The organism is Streptomyces sp. NPDC048288, assembly GCF_043201555.1.
Lineage (GTDB): Bacteria > Actinomycetota > Actinomycetes > Streptomycetales > Streptomycetaceae > Streptomyces.
In genome coordinates this window covers 1180682-1204568 of record NZ_JBICZD010000001.1, presented here as the reverse complement: position 1 = coordinate 1204568, position 23887 = coordinate 1180682, and the positions used below count along the sequence as shown (strand labels likewise).

The window sequence follows — 23887 nt, the reverse complement described above, 5'->3', positions numbered from 1 at the left end:
CCAGCGAGCCCCGCCGTGTGAACTCACGGTAAAGGCTCGCGCGTACCACGCCACTTTAGACGTTGCCCATACCCCGACCTTCGCGGGGGTGGGGTCGTGTTGGGGGGCGTCTCGGGAGAGGGGCGGGGTGGCTCGATTGAGCAGTCAGATGAGCGGCTCCGTATTCATGTGCCGAATGCCTTCCCGGCCAGTCGGGAGGCGGATCCCCGCAAGGCCCGGCAGTCTGGAAACACTCGAAAAAATGCACGTCCTTACGGGGGTAGGCTCGACAACGGCCGGTGGGCACCCAGGCCACCGGCAGCCGGTGTGGGCGTATGCCCGAGGACCGGTATCCGAACATGTGGAGAGGAGCCCTGACTCAGGGTGAGCACCAAGCCGACCACCACAGACCTCGACTGGACCGAGTTGGACCAGCGGGCCGTAGACACCGCCCGTGTCCTGGCCGCCGACGCCGTACAGAAGGTCGGCAACGGCCATCCGGGTACGGCGATGAGCCTGGCGCCGGCCGCGTACACCCTCTTCCAGAAGGTGATGCGGCACGACCCGTCCGACCCCGACTGGGTGGGCCGCGACCGCTTCGTGCTGTCCGCCGGTCACTCGTCGCTGACCCTCTACACACAGCTCTACCTGGCCGGTTTCGGTCTGGAGCTGGCGGACCTGGAGGCGTTCCGCACCTGGGGCTCGAAGACCCCCGGTCACCCGGAGTACGGCCACACCAAGGGTGTCGAGACCACCACAGGCCCGCTGGGCCAGGGTGTCGCCAACGCCGTGGGCATGGCCATGGCCGCCCGCTACGAACGCGGTCTGTTCGACCCGGAGGCCGCGCAGGGCGAGTCGCCCTTCGACCACTTCGTGTACTGCATCGCCGGTGACGGCTGCCTCCAGGAGGGCATCTCCGCCGAGGCGTCCTCGATGGCCGGCCACCAGAAGCTCGGCAACCTGGTCCTGCTGTGGGACGACAACCACATCTCGATCGAGGGCGACACCGAGACGGCCGTCTCCGAGGACACCGTCAAGCGGTTCGAGGCGTACGGCTGGCATGTCCAGCGCATCGCCCCGAAGCCGGACGGCGACCTGGACCCGCACGCCCTCTACAACGCGATCGAGGCCGCGAAGAAGGTGACGGACAAGCCGTCCTTCATCGCGATGCGCTCGATCATCGCCTGGCCCGCCCCGAACGCGCAGAACACCGAGGCCGCCCACGGCTCGGCGCTGGGCGCGGACGAGGTCGCGGCCACCAAGCGCGTCCTCGGCTTCGACCCGGAGAAGAACTTCGACGTCGCCGAGGAGGTCATCGCCCACACCCGGCAGGCCGGGGAGCGCGGCGCGGCCGCCAAGGCCGAGTGGGAGAAGTCCTTCCAGCTGTGGCGGGACAACAACGCCGAGCGGGCCGCCGAGTTCGACCGGATCGCGGCGGGCGAGCTGCCCAAGGGCTGGGAGGAGAAGATCCCGGTCTTCGAGCCCGGCAAGGGCATCGCGACCCGCGCGGCCTCCGGCAAGGTGCTGCAGGCCCTCGGCGCGATCATCCCCGAGCTGTGGGGCGGTTCCGCGGACCTCGCCGGGTCGAACAACACGACCATCGACAAGGACAGCTCGTTCCTGCCGGCGGACAACCCGCTGCCGGGCGCGAACCCCTACGGCCGCACCATCCACTTCGGTATCCGCGAGCACTCCATGGCCGCGGAGATGAACGGCATCACCCTGCACGGCAACACCCGTGTCTACGGCGGTACGTTCCTCGTCTTCTCCGACTACATGCGCAACTCCGTGCGCCTGTCGGCGCTGATGCACCTGCCGGTGACGTACGTGTGGACCCACGACTCCATCGGCCTCGGCGAGGACGGCCCGACGCACCAGCCGGTCGAGCACCTCGCCTCGCTGCGCGCCATCCCCGGTCTCAACGTCGTGCGCCCCGCGGACGCCAACGAGACCGCGATCGCCTGGCGCGAGATCCTCCGGCGCTACACCAAGGTGTTCGGCAAGGGCGCCCCGCACGGCCTCGCGCTGACCCGCCAGGGCGTGCCGGTGTACGAGTCCAACGAGGACACCGTCAAGGGCGGTTACGTCCTCTTCGAGGCCTCGAACGGGGCCCCGGAGGTCATCCTCATCGCCACCGGTTCCGAGGTGCACGTCGCCGTCGAGGCGCGCGAGCGTCTTGAGGCCGACGGCGTGCCCACGCGCGTCGTGTCCATGCCCTGCGTGGAGTGGTTCGAGGAGCAGGACCAGGGGTACCGGGACAGCGTTCTGCCGCCGTCCGTCAAGGCTCGTGTCTCGGTCGAGGCGGGTATCGGTCTCACGTGGCACAAGTACGTGGGCGACGCCGGCCGCATCGTTTCCCTGGAGCACTTCGGTGCTTCCGCCGACGGCAAGGTGCTCTTCCAGGAGTTCGGCTTCAATGCCGAGCACGTTGCCGATCAGGCGAAGAAGTCGATCGACAAGGCCCGGGAATCCATCGCCGCCGCCCAGCGCTGACGCTCATAACGACACGTAGGAGATGTAATTCCATGACAGACGCACTCAAGCGCCTCTCCGAGGAAGGCGTCGCGATCTGGCTGGACGACCTGTCGCGCAAGCGGATCACGTCCGGCAACCTCGCCGAGCTGATCGACCAGCAGCACGTCGTGGGCGTCACCACCAACCCGTCGATCTTCCAGAAGGCGATCAGCGGCGGTGACGGATACGGCCAGCAGCTCGCCGACCTCGCCGCCCGCAAGGTGACCGTCGAAGAGGCCATCCGCATGATCACGACGGCGGACGTCCGTGACGCCGCCGACATCCTGCGCCCGGTGTTCGACGCGACCGACGGCCAGGACGGCCGGGTGTCGATCGAGGTCGACCCGCGCCTGGCGCACAACACGACGGCGACCGTCGCCGAGGCCAAGCAGCTGGCCTGGCTGGTCGACCGCCCCAACACCCTGATCAAGATCCCGGCCACCCGGGCGGGCCTGCCGGCGATCACCGAGGTCATCGGCCTCGGTATCAGCGTCAACGTCACGCTGATCTTCTCGCTGGAGCGCTACCGCGCGGTCATGGACGCCTACCTGGCCGGTCTGGAGAAGGCCAAGGAGCGCGGCCTCGACCTGTCGCTCATCCGTTCGGTGGCGTCGTTCTTCGTGTCCCGGGTGGACACCGAGATCGACAAGCGCCTGAACGACCTGGGCACCGACGCGGCCAAGGCGCTGCGCGGCAAGGCCGCCGTCGCCAACGCGCGGCTCGCCTACCAGGCGTACGAGGAGGTGTTCTCCTCGGCCCGCTGGACCGCCCTGGAGAGCGCGGGCGCCCGCAAGCAGCGTCCGCTGTGGGCCTCCACCGGCGTCAAGGACCCGGCGTACAAGGACACCCTGTACGTCGACGACCTGGTGGCGCCGAACACGGTCAACACCATGCCGGAGGCCACCCTCGTCGCGGTCGAGGACCACGGCGGCATCACCGGCGACACGATCACCGGCACGTACGAGCAGGCCCGCGCCGACCTGGACGCCGTAGAGGCGCTCGGGATCTCGTACGACGACGTGGTCCAGGTACTGGAGGACGAGGGCGTCGAGAAGTTCGAGGCGTCCTGGAACGACCTGCTCAAGTCGACCCAGGCGGAGCTGGAGCGCCTGGCCCCCTCGGAGGGCTGACATCTTGTCCCCCTTTTCCGGTTCCGGAGCGAACCCGCTTCGTGACCCCGCGGACCGACGGCTCCCGCGTATCGCGGGGCCGTCGGGCCTGGTCATCTTCGGCGTCACGGGCGACCTCTCCCGCAAGAAGCTCATGCCCGCCGTCTACGACCTCGCCAACCGGGGTCTGCTGCCGCCGGGCTTCTCCCTGGTCGGCTTCGCCCGCCGCGAGTGGGCCAACGAGGACTTCGCCGCCGAGGTCCACGACGCCGTCAAGGAACACGCCCGCACCCCGTTCCGCGAGGAGGTCTGGCAGCAGCTCATCCAGGGGATGCGCTTCGTCCAGGGCACCTTCGACGACGACGACGCCTTCGAGCGCCTCCGCTCCACCATCGAGGAGCTGGACAAGGCGCAGGGCACCGGCGGCAACTTCGCCTTCTACCTCTCCGTGCCGCCGCGCTCCTTCCCGGTCGTCATCCAGCAGCTGAAGAAGCACGGTCTGGCCGACCAGACCGGCGGCTCCTGGCGGCGCGCGGTCATCGAGAAGCCCTTCGGCCACGACCTGAAGTCGGCCGAGGAACTCAACAAGGTCGTGCACGAGGTGTTCGAACCGGACCAGGTGTTCCGGATCGACCACTACCTCGGCAAGGAGACCGTCCAGAACATCCTGGCGCTGCGCTTCGCCAACACCATGTTCGAGCCGATCTGGAACCGGTCCTTCGTGGACCACGTGCAGATCACCATGGCCGAGGACATCGGCATCGGCGGCCGGGCCGGCTACTACGACGGCATCGGCGCCGCCCGTGACGTCATCCAGAACCACCTCCTGCAGCTGATGGCGCTCACCGCGATGGAGGAGCCCGCCTCCTTCGACGCGGACGCGCTGGCCGCCGAGAAGGAGAAGGTGCTCGGCGCCGTACGGCTGCCGAAGGACCTGGGCACCTCCACCGTGCGCGGCCAGTACGCGGCCGGCTGGCAGGGCGGCGAGAAGGTCATCGGCTACCTCGAAGAGGACGGCATCGACGCCCAGTCGAAGACCGACACCTACGCGGCCGTCAAGGTCGAGGTCGACAACCGCCGCTGGGCGGGCGTCCCCTTCTACCTGCGCACCGGCAAGCGCCTGGGCCGCCGGGTCACCGAGATCGCGGTGGTCTTCCAGCGGGCCCCGCACTCCCCCTTCGACCACACGGCGACGGAGGAGCTCGGCCAGAACGCGATCGTCATCCGCGTCCAGCCCGACGAGGGCATCACGGTCCGCTTCGGCTCCAAGGTGCCGGGCACCTCGATGGAGATCCGGGACGTCTCGATGGACTTCGCCTACGGCGAGTCCTTCACCGAGTCGAGCCCGGAAGCGTACGAGCGGCTGATCCTGGACGTGCTGCTCGGCGACTCCAACCTCTTCCCGCGCACGGCGGAGGTCGAGCTGTCCTGGAAGATCCTCGACCCGATCGAGGAGTACTGGGACACGCACGGCCGGCCCGCGCAGTACAAGTCGGGCACCTGGGGTCCCGCCGAGGCCGACGAGATGCTCGCACGAGACGGACGGAGCTGGCGCCGGCCATGAAGATAGACCTCACGGACACCACGGCCGGCAAGGTCAACAAGGCGCTGGTGCAGGGCCGCCGGGCCATCGGCACGCCCGCCGTGGGCATGGTGCTGACCCTCGTCATCGTCACCGACGAGGAGAACGCGTACGACGCCCTGAAGGCCGCCGGCGACGCCTCGCACGAGCACCCCTCGCGCACGCTGCTCGTCATCAAGCGCGTCTCCCGCTCCCCCCGCGACCGTACGGCGTCCCGCCTGGACGCCGAGGTCCGGGTGGGCGTGGACGCGGGCTCCGGTGAGACGGTGATCCTGCGGCTGCACGGCGAGGTCGCCGACCACGCCGACTCGGTCGCGCTGCCGCTGCTGCTCCCCGACGCGCCGGTCGTCGTCTGGTGGCCGGTGAACGCCCCGCTGGACCCGGCGAAGGACCCGCTGGGCGCGCTCGCCCAGCGCCGGGTCACCGACACCTACTCCTCCGAGCAGCCGGTACGGGAGCTGTCCGCCCGCGCGGACACCTACACGCCCGGCGACACGGACCTGTCCTGGACCCGGATCACGCCCTGGCGCTCGATGCTGGCGGCGGCCCTGGACCAGGTGGTCTGCGAGGTCAAGGCCGTCGAGGTGGAGGGCGAGGAGTTCAACCCGAGCTGTGAGCTGCTGGCCATGTGGCTCGCGGACCGGCTGGACGTCCCCGTCCGGCGGTCGCTGTCGGCCGGTCCCGGTCTGACGGCGGTGCGGCTCGACACCAGCGAGGGCGCGATCGCGCTCGACCGCGCCGACGGCTCCCTCGCCACCCTGTCCATCGACGGTCAGCCGGACCGGGCGGTGGCGCTGAAGCGGCGGGAGACGGCCGAGCTGATCGCCGAGGAACTGCGGCGACTCGACCCGGACGACACCTACGCCTCGGCGCTGCGGTTCGGGGTGGAGCGGCTGAACGCGTCGGCGACGGCGGTGCTCCCGGTCCCGGACTCCTTGCCCAAAGGAGCACCGGTCGCCGTCGGAGCGGAGCCCGTCGCCGAGCCCGGAACAGAGCCCGGAGCAGAGCCCGGAGCAGAGCCCGAAGCCATTGCCGAGACTCCCGCGGCAGAAGCGGCGCCGCAGGAACCGGCACCGCTGAAGAAGAGGGCGAAGGCGACATGAGCACTCCCCAGCTGGTCGTGCACCACGACAAGGAGCTGATGGCGCAGGCCGCCGCGGCCCGTCTGATCACGAAGATCGTGGACGCCCAGGCCTCCCGGGGCGAGGCGTCCGTGGTCCTCACGGGCGGCCGCAACGGCAACGGCCTGCTGGCGGCCCTGGCGGCGGCCCCGGCCAGGGACGCCGTCGACTGGGGCCGGCTCGACCTGTGGTGGGGCGACGAACGCTTCCTGCCCGAGGGCGACCCGGAGCGCAATGTCACCCAGGCCCGCCAGGCCCTGCTCGACCAGGTTCCGGTGGACCCGAAGCGCGTGCACGCCATGCCCGCGTCGGACGGCCCCTGGGGCACCGACGTGGACGCGGCGGCCGAGGCCTACGCGGCGGAGCTGGCCGCAGCGGCCGACCCCGAGAACCACGGTCCGGTGCCGACCTTCGACGTCCTGATGCTGGGCGTCGGCCCGGACACCCACGTGGCCTCGCTCTTCCCCGAGCTCCCCGCGGTCCGCGAGACGGAACGCACGGTGGTCGGCGTCCACGGCGCCCCCAAGCCGCCGCCGACCCGGGTCTCCCTCACCCTCCCCGCCATCCGCTCGGCCCGCGAGGTCTGGCTGCTGGCGGCGGGCGAGGACAAGGCCGAGGCCGTCGCCATCGCCCTCTCGGGCGCGGGCGAGATCCAGGCCCCGGCAGCGGGCGCCCAGGGCCGCCGACGCACCCTGTGGCTCCTGGACTCGGCCGCGGCGGCCCAGCTGCCGAGGTCGCTGTATCCGCCGGCCTCTCCGTGAGACGGTGACGCACCACCACCGGGGCGGCGGGAACTCTCCCGCCGCCCCGGTGTCGTTCGTACGGCGTCCCCGCCCGCGGGCCGGCGGCCCGGCCCGCCGCCACGCTCCGTGACCGCGGTTCCCCCTTCCGGGTGGCCCGGACCCCGAGCGGAATGGGTCCCACCGCTCCTGGAACATACGCTCCGGTTGTAACTGTCCTCAGACACACGGGAGTTGATGGTGACGACGGCAGTGGTGGTCGGTGCGGGGCCGGGGATCGGCAAGTCCGTCGCGGACCGGTTCGCGCGCGGGGGGCTGGCGGTCGCCGTGATCGCGCGCCGCGCGGAGACCGTGACCCGGGTGGCCGCGGAGATCGGGCAGGGCGGCGGGAAGGTCCTCGCGCTCACCGCGGACAGCACGGACGAGGCGGCGCTGCACTCCGCGCTGGACAGGGCCGCGGCGGAACTCGGGCCGATCGACGTGGCCGTCTACAACGCGGCGCTGATCCGCCGGGACGCCCCGGGCGAACTGGACGCGCGCGGACAGCTGGACGCCTGGGCCGTCAACGTGGTCGGCGCGCTCAGCACCGCGGCGCACGTGGCTCCGGCCATGGCCGCGCGCGGGCACGGATCGATCCTGGTCACCGGGGGCATGCCGCGCCCCGACCCCGGCTACGTCAGTCTGGGTCTCGGAAAATTCGGGGTGCGCACCCTGGTCAGCCTGCTCGACGCGGAGTACGGTCCGGCGGGTGTCCACGTGGCCTCGGTGACCGTACCCGGCGCCGTAGCACCCGGTACCGCCTACGACCCCGACGAGATCGCCGAGCACTACTGGCGGCTGCACACCCAGCCCCGTACGGCGTGGGAGCACGAGGTCGTGCACGGCGGCGGGCCCGTGGCGTAGCGGGCGGCCTCCTGCACCGGCACCGCGTGACGTCAAGAACGGCTTTCCGGTCGTCCTGTCACGTCGTGCCGGTGGCCGGCCGCACCGCGAGCCGTCGGTCGTGTTTCGCGTCATGAAATCTGTATGAACTACCCAGCGCAAAGGGCCGGTGCCGACACGGCCACCAGGACGTACACAGTGTCAACAATTGCGACTTTGACCATGGCGTAAACGTTACTGCCAGCCCGGCCGGACGCTGGCACAGAATGTCACCGAGAACTGCTCCTACCGGTTTGTATGGCAAGGAAAGGAGTTTTCATGCCCCGCCCACGACGAGGCACTGGCATACCCGGGTCCATTCCGGCCGGGCACCGGTCATGAAGACCGCGCTCATCGACACGGGGGAACCGGTGCGGGTTCTGCGTACGCGGGATTCACACCTGCACCACAGTTTCCATACCTGGGGGGAGATGGTGGCCGACGCCTGCGGGCCGCTGCACGTCTACCGGACGGATCCGGGCGACTTCCACGGGGCCATCGCCTCCGGCACCTTCGGCACCGTCCAGCTCGCCACCGTCCAGGCCGGCCCGCACTCCGTCGAGCGCACCGAACGCCTGGCCGGCCAGGCCGCCTCCACCCCTCTCTATCTGACCTGCGTCCTCGACGGCGAGGTCCAGGTCAGCCAGGGCGGGCGCACCGCCGTCGCCCGGACCGGCAACCTCTTCTCCCACGACAGCTCCCGCCCCTTCCGCATGAGCATGCGGCGCCCCATCCACATGGTGAGCGTGAAGTTCGACCACCGTCTGGTCGACCTCAGGGTCGGGCTGGAGCATCCGCTGCGCGCGGCGACCTGGTCCGGCGCCAGGGGGGCCAGCGTGCTCCTCGCCGGCCTGCTGCGCAGCGCGGCGCTGCACCTGACCGAGCTCGACATGACGGTCGCGGACCAGCTGGGCACCAGTGTCGCCAGCCTGGTCACGGCCGTGTGCGCGGAAAAGCTCGGCAGGGCGGGCGACGATCCCGCGGCGGCCCGCCAAGCGCTGCTGCACCGCATCAAGACGTTCGCGCGGGCCCGGCTGGGCTCCGCGGAGCTGAGCCCGAGCGTGCTGGCCAGGAGCCACAACATCTCGTTGCGCTATCTCCAGCTGCTCTTCCAGGACGAGAACACCAGCCCCGCCCTGTGGATCCGCAACGAGCGGCTGGGGCGCTGTCGTGACGACCTGGCCGATCCGCGCACCGCGCATCTGACGGTCGCCAACGTCGCCGAACGCTGGGGCCTGGACAGCGCGTCGCACTTCAGCAAGCTCTTCCGGGAGCGCTACGGGCTGACGCCCCGCGAGTGGCGCAGGCAGGCTTCGCCGGCCCGCGTCTGACTCCTCCTTCCCCGGATTCGCCCGCCATGCGCGAATCCGCCATCCCTTATGCGTGCACGCGCCACGGACAACGTCCGGATTCCACAACAATGAGGCCGTGTTTTCCGGGTTTTCCTGCGGTACGCATTTCGGTTCGCCGTACGGCACGGCCGATTTCCGTCGGCCGATTCCATCGGGCGCAGAAAGCCGCCCGCACGAACGGGGGTCTCGCATATGCCAATTCCGACGAGAATCGGGGTGATCGGAGGAGGTGCCTCCGCGGTATGCCTGCTCGACGCGCTGAGCCGGCAGGAGGAAGTCCCGCAATCCGTCACCGTATTCGATCCGTCCCCGCACCTGTGGCGGGGACGTGCCTATCAGCCCGACTCGGCGGTCCTGCGGGTGAACGCCCCGCCCGAGGACATGACCGTGCGGGCGGGCGACCCGACCCACTTCTCGCGCTGGCTGGAAGCGCGGTCGGTGGTGCTGGGCCCGCCCGCGGACCACACGGACACCCGCTCGGGCATCCCGTTCCCGCCCCGCGCCCTCTACGGCGACTACCTGGAGCAGTGCGCCCGCGGCGCCCTGACCCGGCTGGCGGCCCTGGGCAGCCGGATCCGGCTGGTGCGCGCGGCCGCCACCGGTCTGACCCGCGAGGACGGCTCGCTCCTCGTGCGCACCGCCGACCGCGCCGCCCACGGCCTGGACCACGTGGTGCTGTGCGTCGGCACCGGGGTGCCGGCCGACCCGCACGGGCTCTTGGGCGCGCCGGGCTTCGTCCCCGATCCCTACCCGGTGACCCGGCGGCTGGCCGGCATCGGCGAGCGGGACCGGGTGGTCGTGCTGGGCAGCGGACTGACCGCCGTGGACGTCGTGCTGGCCCTCACCGCGAACGGGCACACCGGGGAGGTCGTCCTGGCGTCCCGGCGCGGTGTGCTGCCCGGTGTCCGGCAGCGCCCGGTCGAGCACGAGCTGCGCTTCTTCACCGCGGCCCGCTTCCGCGCGCTGGCCGCGCGGGGCGAGCGGCTGCCCCTGGCGGACGCCGTCGCCCTGATGCGGACCGAGCTGACCGCCGCCGGTTCCCGCTTCGACACGGTCGCCCGGGAGATCGCGACGGGCGGCGGCGAGGCACCGCTCGCCCGGCTGCGCCGCCAGCTCGGCCGGGTGGACGACCCCGATCCGGGGCTGCGCATCCTGCAGCGCGCCGTCCCCGACACCGGCCCCGACGTGTGGCCGCTGCTGCCCGAGCAGGACCGGACCGGGCTGCTGCGCGACCACTACCGGACGATCATGAGCCTCTGCTGCCCCATGCCGCCGGCCAGCGCCGCGGCACTGCTGGCGCAGGCGGACAGCGGACGGCTCGGTGTCCTGCGCGGGGTGGAGCGGGTCAGCCCCGGACCCACCGGCGGCTTCCGGGTGTACGGCGACGGTGGCGTCCGCCCCGCCGATGTCGTCGTCAACGCCGTGAGTCCGCCCGCGCACCGGGTGCCGCCGGCCGCCGCCGCGCTGATCGACTCGCTCACCGGCCGGGGCCTCGCGTCCCGGCACCCGCGCGGCGGGGTCGGCGTGGCCCGGGCCACCAGCGGCCTGCTGCACGCCGGCGGGACCGACCGGCAGGTCTACGTCCTGGGCGACCTCGCCGCCGGGTCGCTGTTCTTCACCTTCGGGGTGCCCTCGCTGGTGGACCGCGCCGTCGACATCGCCGAAGCCATCCAGCGGGACGCGGCCCGCAGCACCGCCGGGTTCGCGGACTCCAGGCAACCCGCGTGAACGCCGGTCCGGCCAGGACCCGGCCGGTACCGACCACCGACCACCGATCACGGAGGAGTTATCTGATGAGTGACATCGCCACGCGCGAGCGGGCCGGGTACCTCGCGGACACCCACACCGGGCTCCCGCTGCCCACGGAGCCGGTCTTCGACTCCGTGGCGGACGAGCGCAGGCACCGCAAGCAGCGGCTGACCGCCGCCCTGCGACTGTTCGGCAAGTACGGCTACGGGGAGGGCGTCTCGGGGCACATCTCGGTGCGCGACCCGGAGGACGCGGACCGGTTCTGGGTGAACCCGTTCGGCGTCTCCTTCAGCCGGGTGAAGGTCCGCGACCTGATCCTGGTGGACGCGGAGGGCCGGGTGGTCGAGGGGCACCACCGTGTGAACCCCAGCGCCTTCGTGATCCACTCCGCCATCCACCGGGCCGGTCCCGGCGCCACCGCGGCGGCCCACGGGCACACGCCCCACTCGCGGGCGCTCGGCGCGCTCGGCAGGCTGCTGGAACCGCTCGACCAGGAGTCCGCCGCCTTCTACCAGGACCAGGTCCTCTACGGCGACTACGAGGGTCCCTCCATCAGCCTGGCCCAGGGCGAGGACATCGCGGCCAGGCTGGGCGACCGGCGGGCGATCCTGCTGCGCCACCACGGGCTGATCACCGTCGGCGGTTCGGTGGACGAGGCGGTGCACTGGTTCTTCACCTACGAGGCCGCGGCCCAGGTGCAGTTGCTCGCGGCGGCGGCCGGCCGGCCCGAGCCGATGAGCCACGAGCAGGCGCTCGCGGCCCGCGACGGCTTCGGGGACCGGCAGCTCGGCCGGTTCAGCTTCCAGTTGCTGTGGGACGAGATCGTCCACGAGCAGCCGGACCTGCTGGAGGAGTGACCGTACGGCACGACGACGAGGCCGCCCCTCGCACGAGGGGCGGCCTCCTGTCGTAGCGGATCAGCCCGCGGATCAGCCCGCGGATCGGCCCGTGGGGCGGCCGGCCGACTCGGCCGTGCGTTCCTCCCCGACGGTCGGCGCACCCGGCGCACCCGGCGCGGCCGGGGTGGCCGCGCCGGTCCGCAGCCGGGCGGCCAGCGCCGCGACGGGTACCGCGAGAGCCGACACGGCCGCGATGACGATGATCACCCAGGTGCCGTGGTGGTAGCCGGAGAGCAGGGCGGGCCGGTCGGCCGCGTCGTCCTCGTCGCCCATGCGCACGGTCACGACGGCGAGCACCACCGCGGCGCCCACCTGGTACCCGGTCTGCAGGATGCCCGCGGCCAGGCCCTGTTCGGACTCGTCGACGCCGTTGGTGGCCTGCACGTTGGCGGCGGTGAAGGCGAACGGGAAGCCGATGCCGATCAGCACCATGCTCGGCAGGACCATCGTCCAGTACGAGGAACCCTCGCCGACCCGCAGGAAGAGCAGGAAGGCGACGGCGTAGGCGAGCATGCCGCCGAAGATCGGCCGGCGCAGTCCGGTCTTGCCGAGCCAGTTCCCGGCACGCGGGGCGAAGGTGAGGATCAGCAGGCCGATCGGCAGGAAGGCGAAGGCCATCTCCAGCGGGGACCAGCCCCGGTAGGTCTGCAGGTAGAGGCTGCCGACGAACTGGTAGCTCATGTAGGTGCCGAGGATCGCGGCGGCGATCAGGCTGGCGCCGACCAGGGACTTGTTGCGCAGCAGGCCGAGGCGGAGCAGCGGCTGCGGGGCGCGTGACTCGATGACGGTGAAGGCGGCGAGCAGCAGGACCGCGGCCGCGAAGACGCCCAGGGTGCGGCCGGCGAGCCAGCCCTCGGCCGGTGCCTGCACGATGCCGTAGACCAGCAGCAGCATGGCGGCGGTGACGGTGACGGCGCCGGCGGCGTCGTAGTGGCGCTCGGTGCCGTCGTGCGGGGGGTCCTTGGGGACCAGGGTCAGGGCGCCGACGAGGGCGGCGACGGCGACCGGCACGGAGAGCATGAAGGTCCAGCGCCAGCTCGCCTGGGTGAGGGCACCGCCGACCACCACGCCGATGGAGTATCCGACGGCACCGCAGGCCGTGTAGATGCCGAGGGCGCGGTTGCGCTGCGGTCCCTCCGGGAAGGTGCCGACCACGATGGACAGGGCGGAGGGCGCGGTCAGCGCGGCGCCGATGCCCATCACCAGCCGGCCGACGATCACCAGGAAGCCGCTGGTGGCCAGACCGCCCGCGAGTGAACCGACCGCGAGGACGGTGAGGCCGGTCAGGAACACCCGCCGCTTGCCGAGCAGGTCGGCCATGCGCCCGCCCAGCAGCAGGAAGCCGCCGAAGCCCAGGACGTAGGCGCTGACCACCCACTGTGCGGCGGACGTGCTCATATCGAACTCGTCCTTGATCTGGGGAGTGGCGATGCCCACCATGATGTTGTCCAGGGCGTCCAGCGAGAAGGCGCCGCACACCACCACGAGCATCAGCCACTCGCGCAGGCCCCAACGCACGCGAGCGTCCGGGACGTCGTCCGCGATAGCCATGAAACCGGGTCTCCTTCGGGGTTGAACCATAGAGTCGACGCAGGACGAAGTGGCCGTACGCCCGCTCCCGCCAGGGACTGTGGGCGACACGACTTCTGTACTAACCTCTACAGATGAAGCTAACGATCGGCTGATCCGCCGTCAAGGAGGTCAAGTGGCCCGCACCGGGCGCCCCCGCGCCTTCGACCGGGACGCGGCACTGCACACCGCCATGCTGGTCTTCTGGGAGCGTGGTTACGCGACCACCTCGACCACCGACCTCAGTGCCGCCATGGGCATCAACCCGCCCAGCCTGTATGCCGCGTTCAAGAACAAGGAAGAGCTGTTCAGGGAGGCCATCGGACTCTATGAACGCACCGAGTCGCAGGCCTCGCGCCGGGAGATGGACGCCGCGGCAACCGCCCGCGACGCCGTCGCCGCGCTGCTGCACACGAGCGCCGACCGGTTCACCATGCAGGACCGGCCGCGCGGCTGCATGATCGTGCTCGCCGCCACCAACTGCACCGAGGACCACGAGTCGGTGCGCGACTTCGCGCTGCGCTGCCGCGCCCGCACCAAGGACATGATCAAGGAGCGGCTGGACGGCGCCCGGGACGCCGGGGAGCTGGCCCCGGACACGGACACGGACCGCATCGCCGCGTTCTACGCCACGTTCCTCAACGGCCTGTCGATCCAGGCCCGCGACGGGGCGGAGCGCGCTCAGCTGCACGAGCTCGTGGACATGGCGATGGGCGCCTGGAACGCGCCGGCCGGCCCCCTCGTCGGCGCCTCGCCGGCGCCTTGAGGGAGTCCGGCCGACCGGGACCCGGGCCGGCTCAGGCCGGCTCAGGCCGCGCCCGTGACGCGCTCCAGCCAGGCCCCGGTGGCCTCGGGCGACCTGATGGCCTCCCACATGTCCGCCGGGTGGTTGAAGTTGGTGACGAACGCGTCCGCCACCCGCTGGTCGCCGGTGGCGGTCACGAAGATGCCGCCCAGGTGCTCCGGCGGCGGGCCGATGTTGAGGTTGGACCAGGCGACGACCGGCTCGGCGATCCGCCACAGCAGCTCGCTCGCCCGCTCGGCGAACGCGGTGTCGAACGGCCCGCCCGCCGCGATCAGCCCGGCCAGCTCGAAGGCGCACCGCGAGCCGAGGTTGGCGCCCTGCCCGGTCAGCGGGTCGTTGAGCACCCAGGCGTCCCCGAGGGCCAGGGCCGGCCGGCCGGAGGGCAGCGTGGTCCAGCCGCGGCGCACCGTCGGGGTGAGGCCGCCCTGGATCACGTCACCGGGGCGGACGATCCCGAACTCGCTGTCGGTGATGCGCTCGCGCAGCTGGGGCGCGTACTCGCCGACCAGCCCGAGCAGCGTCTTCACGAAGCCGGCCGGGTCGCCGAGGTGGTCGTAGGAGGCCGGCTGCTCCAGCGGGCCGCCGGGCAGGGCCTCCACCACCATGCCGTGCACCGGGCCGTCGGCGGTGAGGATCCTGGTGGAGAAGATCTCCCCGGCCTCGGAGACCTGGAAGTGGATGTGGCCCGGTTCGACGGGCGCTATGCCGTGGAAGAGACCGGCGGTCAGGATCCGCTGCGGCCCGGCGTACGGCGATCGCTCCGGGTCCCGCGGGAACAGTCCCGTGCGCGCGGCGCGCCCGCTCGCGACCACGACCAGGTCGTGGTCGCGGGAGACCCGGTCGATCTCGGCCGCGTCCGGCACCAGCAGCTCCAGGCGGCCACCGCGCTCCAGGTAGTCGGCGGTCAGACGGGGCAGGTAGAGCCGCAGGTCCACGCCGCTCGCGGGCTCGTCGAGACGGCCGAGGAAGTGGATGTCCGGGTCGCCGGGCGCGACCAGACGCACGCCGAGGGTGTGGTTCTCCGGCTGGTCCCAGTGCGCGACGCCCAGCTCCCGCTCGCGCCGGACGGTGTGCCCGAAGCGCACCGGGAGGCTGAGCGGGCGGCCCGCGGCGACCTCCTCGGGAGCGCGCTCGGCGTAGACCGTGGTGCTCACCCCGGCCTGCTGCAGCCGCAGGGCCAGGTGCAGGCCGGATACGCCGGCGCCGACGATGGCGATGTCTGGCATGGTGCTGGTGCTCCTTCGTGAGGGGAGGCCGTACGAGGGAATGGGCGGGCCGCGGCGACGGGCGCCGCCGCCTCACCCGAACTGCGGGACGACGTGCTCGGCGAAGAGGCGCAGCGAGCGGCGGGCCCGGTCGGCGGGCAGGCCGGGCGCCCGCCCGAAGAAGAGGACCCGCTCCACGTCGCCCAGCGGCTTGACCCGGTCGCGCAGCCCCTGCGCGACGGCGTCGGGCGGACCCACCAGGAACAGGTCGCGCGGCAGGTCGTCCACGGACGGCAGGCCGGGGTTGCCGAACCACTCCTGGAACTTGTTCAGCAGGTACCAGTAGTGCTCCTTGATCTCCTGCCAGCCCTCCTCGGCGTCCTCGCAGACATACACGCCGGGGGTGACGATGGCCGTGACGCCGAAGCGCGCGGGGTCGTGGCCGTGTTCGGCGAGGGTGCGCCGGTACAGGTCGAGGATCTCCGGCGGGGTGCCGAGGTCGGGCAGGAACCGCAGGCCGTGCCGGCCCGCCCGCAGCGCGGCGGCCTTGCCACCGCCGCCGATCCACAGCGGCGGATGACGGTCGGGCACCGGGGTGACCACGACGTCGTCGACGCTGAAGTGCCGGCCGGTGTAGGAGAACGGCTTCCCGTCCCAGGCCCGGCGCAGGATCTCGACCGTCTCCTCGGTGCGGGCGCCGCGCTCGGCCCGCCCCACGCCGAGGGCCTCGAACTCCTTCTCGCGGTAGCCGGGCGCCAGGCCCAGCTCCAGCCGGCCGCCGGCCAGCAGGTCGGTGACGGCCGCGTCCTCGGCGAGCCGCAGCGGATGGGTGAGGCTCGCCAGCAGCATCGCGGTGCCCAGCCGGACCCGGCTGGTGCGGGCGGCGATGGCGGCCAGCACCGGGAAGAGGGAGGGCAGGTAGCCGTCGTCGGTCAGATGGTGCTCGGAGAGCCAGACGGACTCGAAGCCCAGCTCCTCGGCCTCGGTCGCCAGCGTGAGGTTCTCCTCGTACACCTCGGCCCAGGGCCGCCGCCAGCGCTCGGGGTTGCGGAAGTCGAGCCAGATGCCGAATTTCACGGTTCCTCCTGGGGGTCGGATCGGACGGGATCGAGTGGGATCAGATGGGATCGGGTCGGTGTACGGCGGCGGGTCAGGCCTCGGAGAGGGCGCGCAGGGCGCCGTTGACGGAGACCAGCGGGGGGCGCCGGTGCCGGCCTCCGGTGGCCAGCACCTCGCCGATGAGCACGGTGTGGTCGCCGGTGTCATGCCGGTCGTACAGGCGGCACTCCAGCCAGCCGGGGGCGTCCAGGACCAGCGCCCCGGTACCGGGTCCGGGTGAGGTCGCGCAGGTCAGCAGGGCTCGGGCCCGGGTCTCCCGGTCGCCCTCCAGCGCCTGCGCCAGATCCACACCGGCCACGTCGAGAATCGACACGGCCCAGAGCCCGGTCGCGAGCAGCGTGGTGAGGACGTCGGAGTCGCGGCGGACGGCCAGGGAGACCAGCGGCGGATCCAGGGAGACGGAGGTGAAGGAACGCACCACCACCGCGTCGTGGCGCCGTCCGCCGCCCGCCGGGTTCGCCGTCCCCGCCGGTGCGGCTGCCGCTGCCGCTGCCTCTGCCTCTGCCTCCGGCGCCGTCTCCGTCTCCGGTGCCGTCTCCGGTGCCGTCTCCGGCTCCGCGAAGGTCGTCACGACGGTGAGCCCGGTGGCGAACGTGCGCATCGTCGCGCTCAGGTCCAGGGACACGTCAGGCCTCTCGTTCGGGGTGCCGCGGCCGGGGCCGGGCACCGGGCAGCCGGGCAGCCAGCACCGACCGGCGGAGCTTGCCGGTGGCCGTCCTGGGCAGTTCGTCGTCCTCCGCCAGTGCCTCCACCCGGGCCGCGTCGGCCCCGAACCGGCCGCGCAGCCGCTCCCGCACCAGCCGCTCCGCCCGGCCCGGCGCGGTCCCCGGCCGGGCGCGGAAGAACACCGCCAGGCCGTCGGCGACGGGGCGGGCGACCGCCGAGGCCGGCAGCACACACGCCAGTTCCTCGACCGCGTCCTCGATCTCGTGGCCGTACCAGGCGGCCCCGGCCAGCCGGACGAGTCCGTCGGCCCGGCCGGTCACCACCAGCTCGCCGTCGGCCACGAGGGCGAGGTCGTCGGTGACCAGCCAGCCGTCGGCGGAGTGCGGGGCCGGCCGCACGCGGCCGCCGTCGAGGTAGGCGCGGACCACCGGTGCGCCGGTCACCTGGAGCCGGCCCACCCGGCCGGCCGGCAGCACCCGGTCCTGTTCGTCCACGACCCGCACGGAGACCCCGGGATGCGGAACACCCACCGGCACGAACCGCCGCGGTGGGCCGTCGCCGGGACGGAAGACGCTGTCGACCACCCCCGAGGCGGTCTCCGGCATGCCCCAGCCGGGATGCACCGCGCCGGGCGGCAGGCCGTACGGAGCGAGCGCCGCGACGAACCGGCGGACCACCCGGTCCTTGACCGGCGCGCCCCCGTTCATGACGTAACGCAGCCGGCTCAGGTCCCAGTCGCGGTGCGGTCGCCGGTCCAGCCGGTCCAGCCGGTCGGTGACGAGCGCGAAGGCGGGGTTCGGCGCCCAGGTGGTGTCGATCCGTCCGGCGGAGGCGAGGTCCAGCCAGCGCAGCGGGTCGGCCCGGACCCACGCGGTGTCGGCGTGCACCTGGTGGCAGCCGAGGAAGACGTCGCGCACATGGAACATGACGATCCCGCTGACGTGGTCGAGCGGCATCCAGTTCAGGCTCCGCGTGCGCTCGTCGAGGCCGCGGGCGAGGGCCGTGCCCTGGGCTCGGGCGATGAGGTGGCGGTGGGTCAGCGCTACCGCCTTGGGCCGGCCGCCGCTGCCCGAGGTGAGCGTGAGCACGGCCAGGTCGTCGGGCCGGGCGGCGACCGGGGGGAGCGTCCCGGGGCCGGCCGCCCGCAGCGCGCTCACCGGGCCGGCCGGGCGTACTCTCGGCGGCGGCCCCGCCGGGAGGCCGTCACCCACCAGCCACGCCTCCCCCACCGCGTCGACGGCCTCGGCGAGCCGGTCCGCCGGGGTACCGAACGGCACCGGCAGCGGGACCAGTCCGCCGAGCACACACGCCCAGAAGGCGGTGAGCAGCTCCGCGGAGCCCGACGTCCGCAGGATCACCCGTGACCCCGGCCGGGCCCCGGCGGCGGCCAGTCCCGCGCGGACCCGGTCCGCGTCCTCGTACAGCGAGCGGTAGGACCGGCTCGTCGGGACGCCCTCCCCGTCCACCAGCACCACACCGCGCGCACCACGCGCGGCCCGCTCCAGCACCTCCCCCAGCGTGCCGACCGACGCCCCGGGCAACTCCCCGCCGTGCAACACCGCCGGGGCGTCCGGGGGTGGGGGCCCGGTGGGCGAGTGGCCGGTGGGCGAGTGGGTGGTCATGCCACGATGCCGAGGCTGAAGGGGTTGTGCGGGGTGCCGCCGAGGAGGTGGGCGCCGGCCGACTGGAGCACCTGGTCCTGGGCGATGACGTGCTGGCGCATCGTGGTCAGGTCGCGCAGCCAGCGGTCCAGCGGCGACGGGCGGTAGACGGCCGTGGTCGCCACCAGGTCGTACAGCCGGCCGACGATGGTGCGGGCCACCCGGAACGCGTTGACCCGGGCGAGGACGGTGTCCACCCGGTCGTCGCGGCCGAGTTCGCCGCCCGCGTCGATGAGCTGCGCCTGCCTGCGCAGGCTGCCGTAGACCGCGTGCCGGGCCGCGCCCAGTTCCATCTCGGACTCGGCGACGGCCAGTTGCACCCGGTAGGTGTCCGCCCAGGGCGTGTCGGTGGCCCGGTCGGTGCGGCCGGCGGCGAGTTCGCGCACATGGTCCAGGGCGGCCCGGGCCACGCCGAGGGGCACTCCGGGCATGTTGCGCAGGATGGCCTCGGGGGTCGCGTGCGGCCCAGGGGTGCGGGGGTGGCCCAGGCTGAAGGTGTGCTCTTCCGGTACGAACAGGTCCTGGGCCTGGTAGTCGCAACTACCGCTGCCGGCCAGCCCGGTGGTGTGCCAGGTGTCGAGGATCTCGAACTCCTCGCGGCGCGCCAGCATGATGCGCCAGTGCCCCGGTGCCCCCTCCGGTCCGGGTTCCGGCCGGCCGTCCCGGTGGACGAAGCAGCCGGCCACCACCCAGTCGGCGTGGGTGATGCCACTGCCGAACTGCCAGCGCCCGGTGACCCGGTAGCCGCCCGGCACCCGGTCCGCCCGGCCCAGGGGCAGGATCAGGCCGGCGGTGACGATGTCCGGGTCGCCCAGCTCGTCACGGGCGACGGACTCGGGCAGGAACTGGGCGTACAACGGCGTGTCCATGCCGATCATGGCGCACCACGCGGCGGAGGCGTCCCCGCGGGCGAGGATCTCCACGACTTCCGTCTGCTGGACGGAGTCGAGCCCCGGCCCGCCCCTCTCGGCCGGCACGCCCATCCGGAAGACCCCGGCGTCGCGGAGCTGTTCGACCACCGCGGCCGGCAGCCGACGGGCCCGTTCGATGTCCTCGGCGGCGGCCCGCAGCACCGGGACGAGGTCCTCGGCCCTGCGGAACAGTTCCTCCGCCGTGACGGGCGTGACGGGCCGGGAGGTGGCGGGGCGCCTGACGGCGGCCGCCTGTGATGTGGTCATCTGCGAAGTCCCCTGTCTCACTCGGGTCCGGTGGCGTTCCACGGTCAGCGGTAACGCCCCGGAGCGATGGCGTTGTTGGGGTCGAGCACGGCCTTGAGCCGACGGACGAGGGCCACGGCCGCGGTGTCCACGGCCAGCGCGTCCCGCTGTCCCGCGTGGTCGACGTCCAGCCGGTACGGCGTGAAACCGGCCTCGGTGAAGGACTCGTACAGGAGGTCCAGCGCCCGGTGGGCCCGCTCGGCCGCCGCCTCCTCGTGGGGGAACTTCATCGCCACCACGCAGTCGACGAGGTCGGCGCCGAGCAGGTGCAGGGTGGACGAGAGCCGTACGCCGCTGGCCGCCGCGGCTTCGCGCAGCAGTCGGTCGGCACGGGCGACCGCCTCGCCGGTGAACGGCAGCAGCGGCAGGAAGAAGAGGAACCCGGCCGCCGTGTCGATCTTGTCGGCGGCCACGCCCATCTTGGCCCGGAAGAGCGTGTCGGTGATGTCCGGGTCGCCGGCGTACGCGCGTTCCACCAGCCGGGTCACCTCGTGGTTCGGGTGGGCGGGGTCGACGCCCTCGGCGGCGGAGACCTCGGTGAACAGGCCGGAGCGGCGGGCCTCGGCGGTCAGGATGCCGGTGAGCGCCTCGACCGACTCGGCGGTGCCGTCGACCGCGAGGTGCACGGTGTACTCGCCCTCGGTACCTCCGTAGGAGAGCCCGGCGGCCGGGTCGTAGATCCGCGGGACGCCCCGGGTGAGTCCCTGGGCGACCCAGCGGCGCACGGTGTCGGTCACCTCGGCGAGCGCCGGGGCCGGGAAGCCGAGGCGGGTCACGCGCACCGCCTCGGGCCGGGCGGGCAGCCGGATCACGGCCGCCGTCACCACCCCGAGGTTGGACTGCACGAACAGCGGCAGCGCGGAGGGGCCGAGCCCGTGCGGGTAGACCGGCGCGGTGCGCCCGGGTGCGGGCCACCAGCCGACGCGGACCGTCTCACCGCCCGGCAGGACCACCTCCAGGCCGGCGAGGTCCTCGGTGCGCTGGCCGCGCAGCCCGACGCCGCGGTCCAGGGCGTTGCCCACGACGCTGGTCGCCGCGGCGGAGACGGTGACGTTGACCATCCGGGGGGTGTGGGCGAGCAGCCGGGACAGCTGTCCCTGGGTAACGCCCGGTTCTACGACGGCCCAGCCGGCCTCCAGGTCCAGCGCGCGCACCCGGTCGAGACCGCCGAGGTCCAGCACCACGGCGTCGTCCCGGGCCGGTTCGCGGGAGCCCAGGCCCCAGTTGCGTCCGGTGCTGACGGCGTGCAGGCTCCCGGAGTCCGGCTCCCGCGAGAAGAGCGCCACGATCGCGCCGACCTGCTCGGCGGTGGCGGGCCGCAGTACGGCGTCGACCCTGCGGGAGCGGAACAGGCTGGTGTTGGGCCCGAGGAGCCGGGTCCGCCCGGCATCGCCGTCCGCACCCACGACCCGGTTCTCGCCCAGGATCCGACGGGCCGCGTCCAGCGCAGCACGCGACGCGGCGGACCCGTAGGCGGGCGCGGTGGCGGGGCCGGAGCCGCGCCCGGTGGCGGAGCCGGAGGCAGACGCGGAGGCGGGGCCGGTGGCGGCGCCGGAGGTGGGGCCGGAGGTGGGCGGGGCGGCGGCCGGGCTGTCTGTGGCGGTGGACAGTTCGGACATGCTGGTCTCCCTGGACGGTGTGGGTCCTGGCCGTGCGGTCGGTGGTGGGTCGGACGGCGGTCGGGCGGGCGGGGCGGCGGCCGGGCAGCAGCGGGTCGGCCAGCGGGCGGTCAGGCGGCGGGCGGCGGGCGGTCAGGCGGCGGTGGCCGGGGTGAGCGAACCGTGCAGGAACACCAGCGGGTCCTGGGGTGCGCGCACCCCGGTGGCCAGCACGGTGCCGATCACCATGAGGTGGTCGCCGACGGTGAAGGAGTCGGCCAGCGCGCACTCCAGCCAGCCGGTGCCGTCGAGCAGCAGGGCGCCCGTGTGCCGGCCCGGTGCGGCGGGCAGGGTGCGCAGCGCCTCGGCCCGGTTCTCCCGGGGCCGGGCCAGCGTCCGCGCGGTGTCCGCCCCGGCCGCGGCCAGGATGGACACCCCCCAGGCCTTGGCCGTCAGCAGGTCGGCCAGGAAGGCGGACCCGTGGCGCAGCGAGAGCGCGACGAGCGGGGGCTCGAACGACACCGGGATCAGCGAGTTGACCGTGATGGCGTCATGGCGCCGCCCGCCGGGCGCGGCCGGCTCCTCGGTCCAGGTGCTGACCACGCCGACGCCGGTCGCGAAGTGCCGCATCACCGCACGCAGATCGAGTTCCACTGAGCGTCCTCTCCGTCGTACGGACCCGGACGGGCCCCGGGCCAGACGAACGTACGAACCGCGGCGGACGCACGGTGCCGTGCTCGCGCATGTGCTCTGTCGCATTCGCGAAAGCCGGGACATGCGCGGATGCGGCACTCGCCGTGCGCGGCTGGCCGAGTGCCGGGCCCCGGCCGCGGGTCACACTGCGACGGTCGCGGGCGTACGGCGGTGACCGCCGCGCCCGCGCACGGCGGGGCGCACCGCCCCGCCCACGGATGATCCGGGCAGAAGGGGGAACCAGTGATCCGCACCGCGGCAGTGGTGGGAACCGGACTCATCGGCACGTCCGCCGGCCTCGCGCTGAGCCGCCGCGACGTCCATGTGCACCTGCTCGACACGGACGAGTCGGCGGCCCGGGTGGCGGCCGCCCGCGGGGCCGGTTCGGTCGGTCCGCCCGACGGCCCGGTCGACCTCGCCGTGCTGGCCGTGCCGCCCGGCGCGGTCGCCCGGGTGCTGGCGGAGCAGCAGCGTCGCGGGCTGGCCCGGGCCTACACCGACGTGGCGAGCGTCAAGGCGCCCACGGCACTGGCCGTCGCGCACGGCACCCCGCAGCCGCGCAGTTTCGTCGGCGGTCATCCGATGGCCGGGAGCGAGCGCTCCGGCCCGCTGGCCGCCCGCGCCGATCTCTTCGAGGACCGTCCGTGGATCCTGACGCCCGGACCGGAGACCTGCCCGGGCGCGCTCAACCGGGTGCTGGCCGCCGTGTCGCTGTGCGGGGCCGTGCCCGTGGTGATGGATCCGCACGCGCACGACCGTGCGGTCGCCCTGGTCTCGCACGCGCCCCATCTGGTGGCGTCCCTGATGGCGGCGAGACTGGCCGACGCGTCCGGGGACGCGGTCAGGCTCGCGGGCCGGGGCATCCGGGACGTGATCCGGGTCGCGGGCGGCGACCCAGGGCTGTGGACCGACATCGTCCGGGCCAACGCCCCGGCCATCGTGGAGATCCTGGAAGCCCTGACGAAGGACCTGGAGGCGCTCACCCGGGCCCTGCACGCGCTGGAGGTGTCCCCCGGCACCGAGGGAGCCGAGGACGCCCTGGCCTCGCTCGGGGAACTGCTGGCCCGGGGCAGGGACGGCTGGGCGGCCGTGCACCGGCCGGACGGTGCCGGCACCGTCGGCGCGGTGACGCTGACGGTGCCGCTCGCGGGCCGGCCGGGCGAGGTGGACCGGCTGCTGCACGCGGCCGAGGAGTCCGGCATCGGCGCCCAGGACATCCGGCTGTCCTGGTCCGGGGCGTCCACGGAGCTGTCGGCGAGCCTGGCCGCATCCCGGATCACCGCGGAGTCCGTCCGCCGCAGGCTCGCCGACGACGGCTGGCGGGTCTCCGTCTCCGCCGCCCCCTGATCCCGCCCGACACGTGCGCAGGGCCCTGCCCCCGCTCCGGG

Annotated in this window: 19 protein-coding genes; 11 read left to right on the top strand and 8 right to left on the bottom strand. The window is 73.2% G+C overall.

From position 1 onward, the window contains the following. The first annotated feature begins 363 nt into the window (after window positions 1-363). The 9 genes from tkt to ACGFZS_RS05290 all read left to right on the top strand — a co-directional run bounded on the left by tkt (window position 364) and on the right by ACGFZS_RS05290 (window position 11924). Complete coding sequence (gene tkt / locus ACGFZS_RS05330; RefSeq protein ID WP_393793945.1) at window positions 364-2472, top strand: transketolase; 2109 nt, start codon at window positions 364-366, stop codon at window positions 2470-2472. Window positions 2473-2504: 32 nt separating this feature from the next. Beyond that, a complete protein-coding gene (gene tal, locus ACGFZS_RS05325) occupies window positions 2505-3623 on the top strand; it encodes a transaldolase (RefSeq protein WP_359222085.1) in 1119 nt (372 codons plus the stop codon). A 4-nt stretch (window positions 3624-3627) separates the two neighbouring features. Then, a complete protein-coding gene (gene zwf / locus ACGFZS_RS05320; RefSeq protein WP_355715272.1) occupies window positions 3628-5166 on the top strand; it encodes a glucose-6-phosphate dehydrogenase in 1539 nt (512 codons plus the stop codon). Next, window positions 5163-6287 (top strand): glucose-6-phosphate dehydrogenase assembly protein OpcA, encoded by a 1125-nt coding sequence (gene opcA, locus ACGFZS_RS05315; protein ID WP_393793944.1) that lies wholly within the window; start codon window positions 5163-5165, stop codon window positions 6285-6287. The genes zwf and opcA overlap by 4 nt, the downstream gene beginning before the upstream one ends. Next, complete coding sequence (gene pgl / locus ACGFZS_RS05310) at window positions 6284-7066, top strand: 6-phosphogluconolactonase (protein ID WP_393793943.1); 783 nt, start codon at window positions 6284-6286, stop codon at window positions 7064-7066. The genes opcA and pgl overlap by 4 nt, the downstream gene beginning before the upstream one ends. Before the next feature lie 216 nt (window positions 7067-7282). Next, on the top strand, window positions 7283-7948 hold the full coding sequence (locus tag ACGFZS_RS05305) for an SDR family NAD(P)-dependent oxidoreductase (protein WP_393793942.1): 666 nt from the start codon (window positions 7283-7285) through the stop codon (window positions 7946-7948). A gap of 449 nt (window positions 7949-8397) precedes the next feature. Next, window positions 8398-9297: a helix-turn-helix domain-containing protein gene (locus ACGFZS_RS05300; RefSeq protein ID WP_393793941.1), complete on the top strand. Its 900-nt coding sequence runs from the start codon at window positions 8398-8400 to the stop codon at window positions 9295-9297. 237 nt (window positions 9298-9534) lie between these two features. Further along, complete coding sequence (locus ACGFZS_RS05295) at window positions 9535-11046, top strand: FAD/NAD(P)-binding protein (protein WP_393793940.1); 1512 nt, start codon at window positions 9535-9537, stop codon at window positions 11044-11046. Window positions 11047-11111: 65 nt separating this feature from the next. Beyond that, complete coding sequence (locus ACGFZS_RS05290) at window positions 11112-11924, top strand: class II aldolase/adducin family protein (RefSeq protein WP_393793939.1); 813 nt, start codon at window positions 11112-11114, stop codon at window positions 11922-11924. Between the two features lie 72 nt (window positions 11925-11996). Here the strand turns inward: ACGFZS_RS05290 and ACGFZS_RS05285 are convergent, their stop codons facing one another. After that, on the bottom strand, window positions 11997-13517 hold the full coding sequence (locus ACGFZS_RS05285; RefSeq protein WP_393793938.1) for an MFS transporter: 1521 nt from the start codon (window positions 13515-13517) through the stop codon (window positions 11997-11999). Between the two features lie 154 nt (window positions 13518-13671). On the opposite strand from ACGFZS_RS05285, the gene ACGFZS_RS05280 reads away from it, so the two are divergent. After that, window positions 13672-14301 (top strand): TetR/AcrR family transcriptional regulator, encoded by a 630-nt coding sequence (locus ACGFZS_RS05280; RefSeq protein WP_359222102.1) that lies wholly within the window; start codon window positions 13672-13674, stop codon window positions 14299-14301. A 41-nt stretch (window positions 14302-14342) separates the two neighbouring features. On the opposite strand, the gene ACGFZS_RS05275 is transcribed toward ACGFZS_RS05280, so the two are convergent. From ACGFZS_RS05275 to ACGFZS_RS05245, 7 genes are all read right to left on the bottom strand, one after another. Further along, window positions 14343-15566, bottom strand: a complete 1224-nt coding sequence (locus ACGFZS_RS05275; RefSeq protein WP_393793937.1) for a styrene monooxygenase/indole monooxygenase family protein — start codon at window positions 15564-15566, stop codon at window positions 14343-14345. Between the two features lie 72 nt (window positions 15567-15638). Continuing rightward, on the bottom strand, window positions 15639-16622 hold the full coding sequence (locus tag ACGFZS_RS05270; RefSeq protein WP_393793936.1) for an LLM class flavin-dependent oxidoreductase: 984 nt from the start codon (window positions 16620-16622) through the stop codon (window positions 15639-15641). A 73-nt stretch (window positions 16623-16695) separates the two neighbouring features. Then, window positions 16696-17289 carry a flavin reductase family protein gene (locus ACGFZS_RS05265; protein ID WP_393793935.1) on the bottom strand — a complete coding sequence of 198 codons (594 nt, stop codon included), beginning with the start codon at window positions 17287-17289 and terminating at the stop codon, window positions 16696-16698. 1 nt (window position 17290) lies between these two features. Then, window positions 17291-18952, bottom strand: a complete 1662-nt coding sequence (locus tag ACGFZS_RS05260; RefSeq protein WP_393793934.1) for an AMP-binding protein — start codon at window positions 18950-18952, stop codon at window positions 17291-17293. Beyond that, window positions 18949-20169: an acyl-CoA dehydrogenase family protein gene (locus tag ACGFZS_RS05255; RefSeq protein ID WP_393793933.1), complete on the bottom strand. Its 1221-nt coding sequence runs from the start codon at window positions 20167-20169 to the stop codon at window positions 18949-18951. The genes ACGFZS_RS05260 and ACGFZS_RS05255 overlap by 4 nt, the downstream gene beginning before the upstream one ends. A 44-nt stretch (window positions 20170-20213) precedes the next feature. Next, entirely contained in the window at window positions 20214-21827 is a 1614-nt protein-coding gene (locus ACGFZS_RS05250; protein WP_393793932.1) for an FAD-binding oxidoreductase, read from the bottom strand. 132 nt (window positions 21828-21959) lie between these two features. Then, complete coding sequence (locus tag ACGFZS_RS05245; RefSeq protein WP_355715317.1) at window positions 21960-22460, bottom strand: flavin reductase family protein; 501 nt, start codon at window positions 22458-22460, stop codon at window positions 21960-21962. A gap of 282 nt (window positions 22461-22742) precedes the next feature. Between ACGFZS_RS05245 and ACGFZS_RS05240 the strand changes: the two genes are divergently transcribed. Further along, the gene (locus tag ACGFZS_RS05240; RefSeq protein WP_393793931.1) at window positions 22743-23846 is read left to right on the top strand and encodes a prephenate dehydrogenase; all 1104 of its coding nucleotides are present in this window, start codon (window positions 22743-22745) and stop codon (window positions 23844-23846) included. The last annotated feature ends 41 nt before the right edge of the window (window positions 23847-23887 follow it).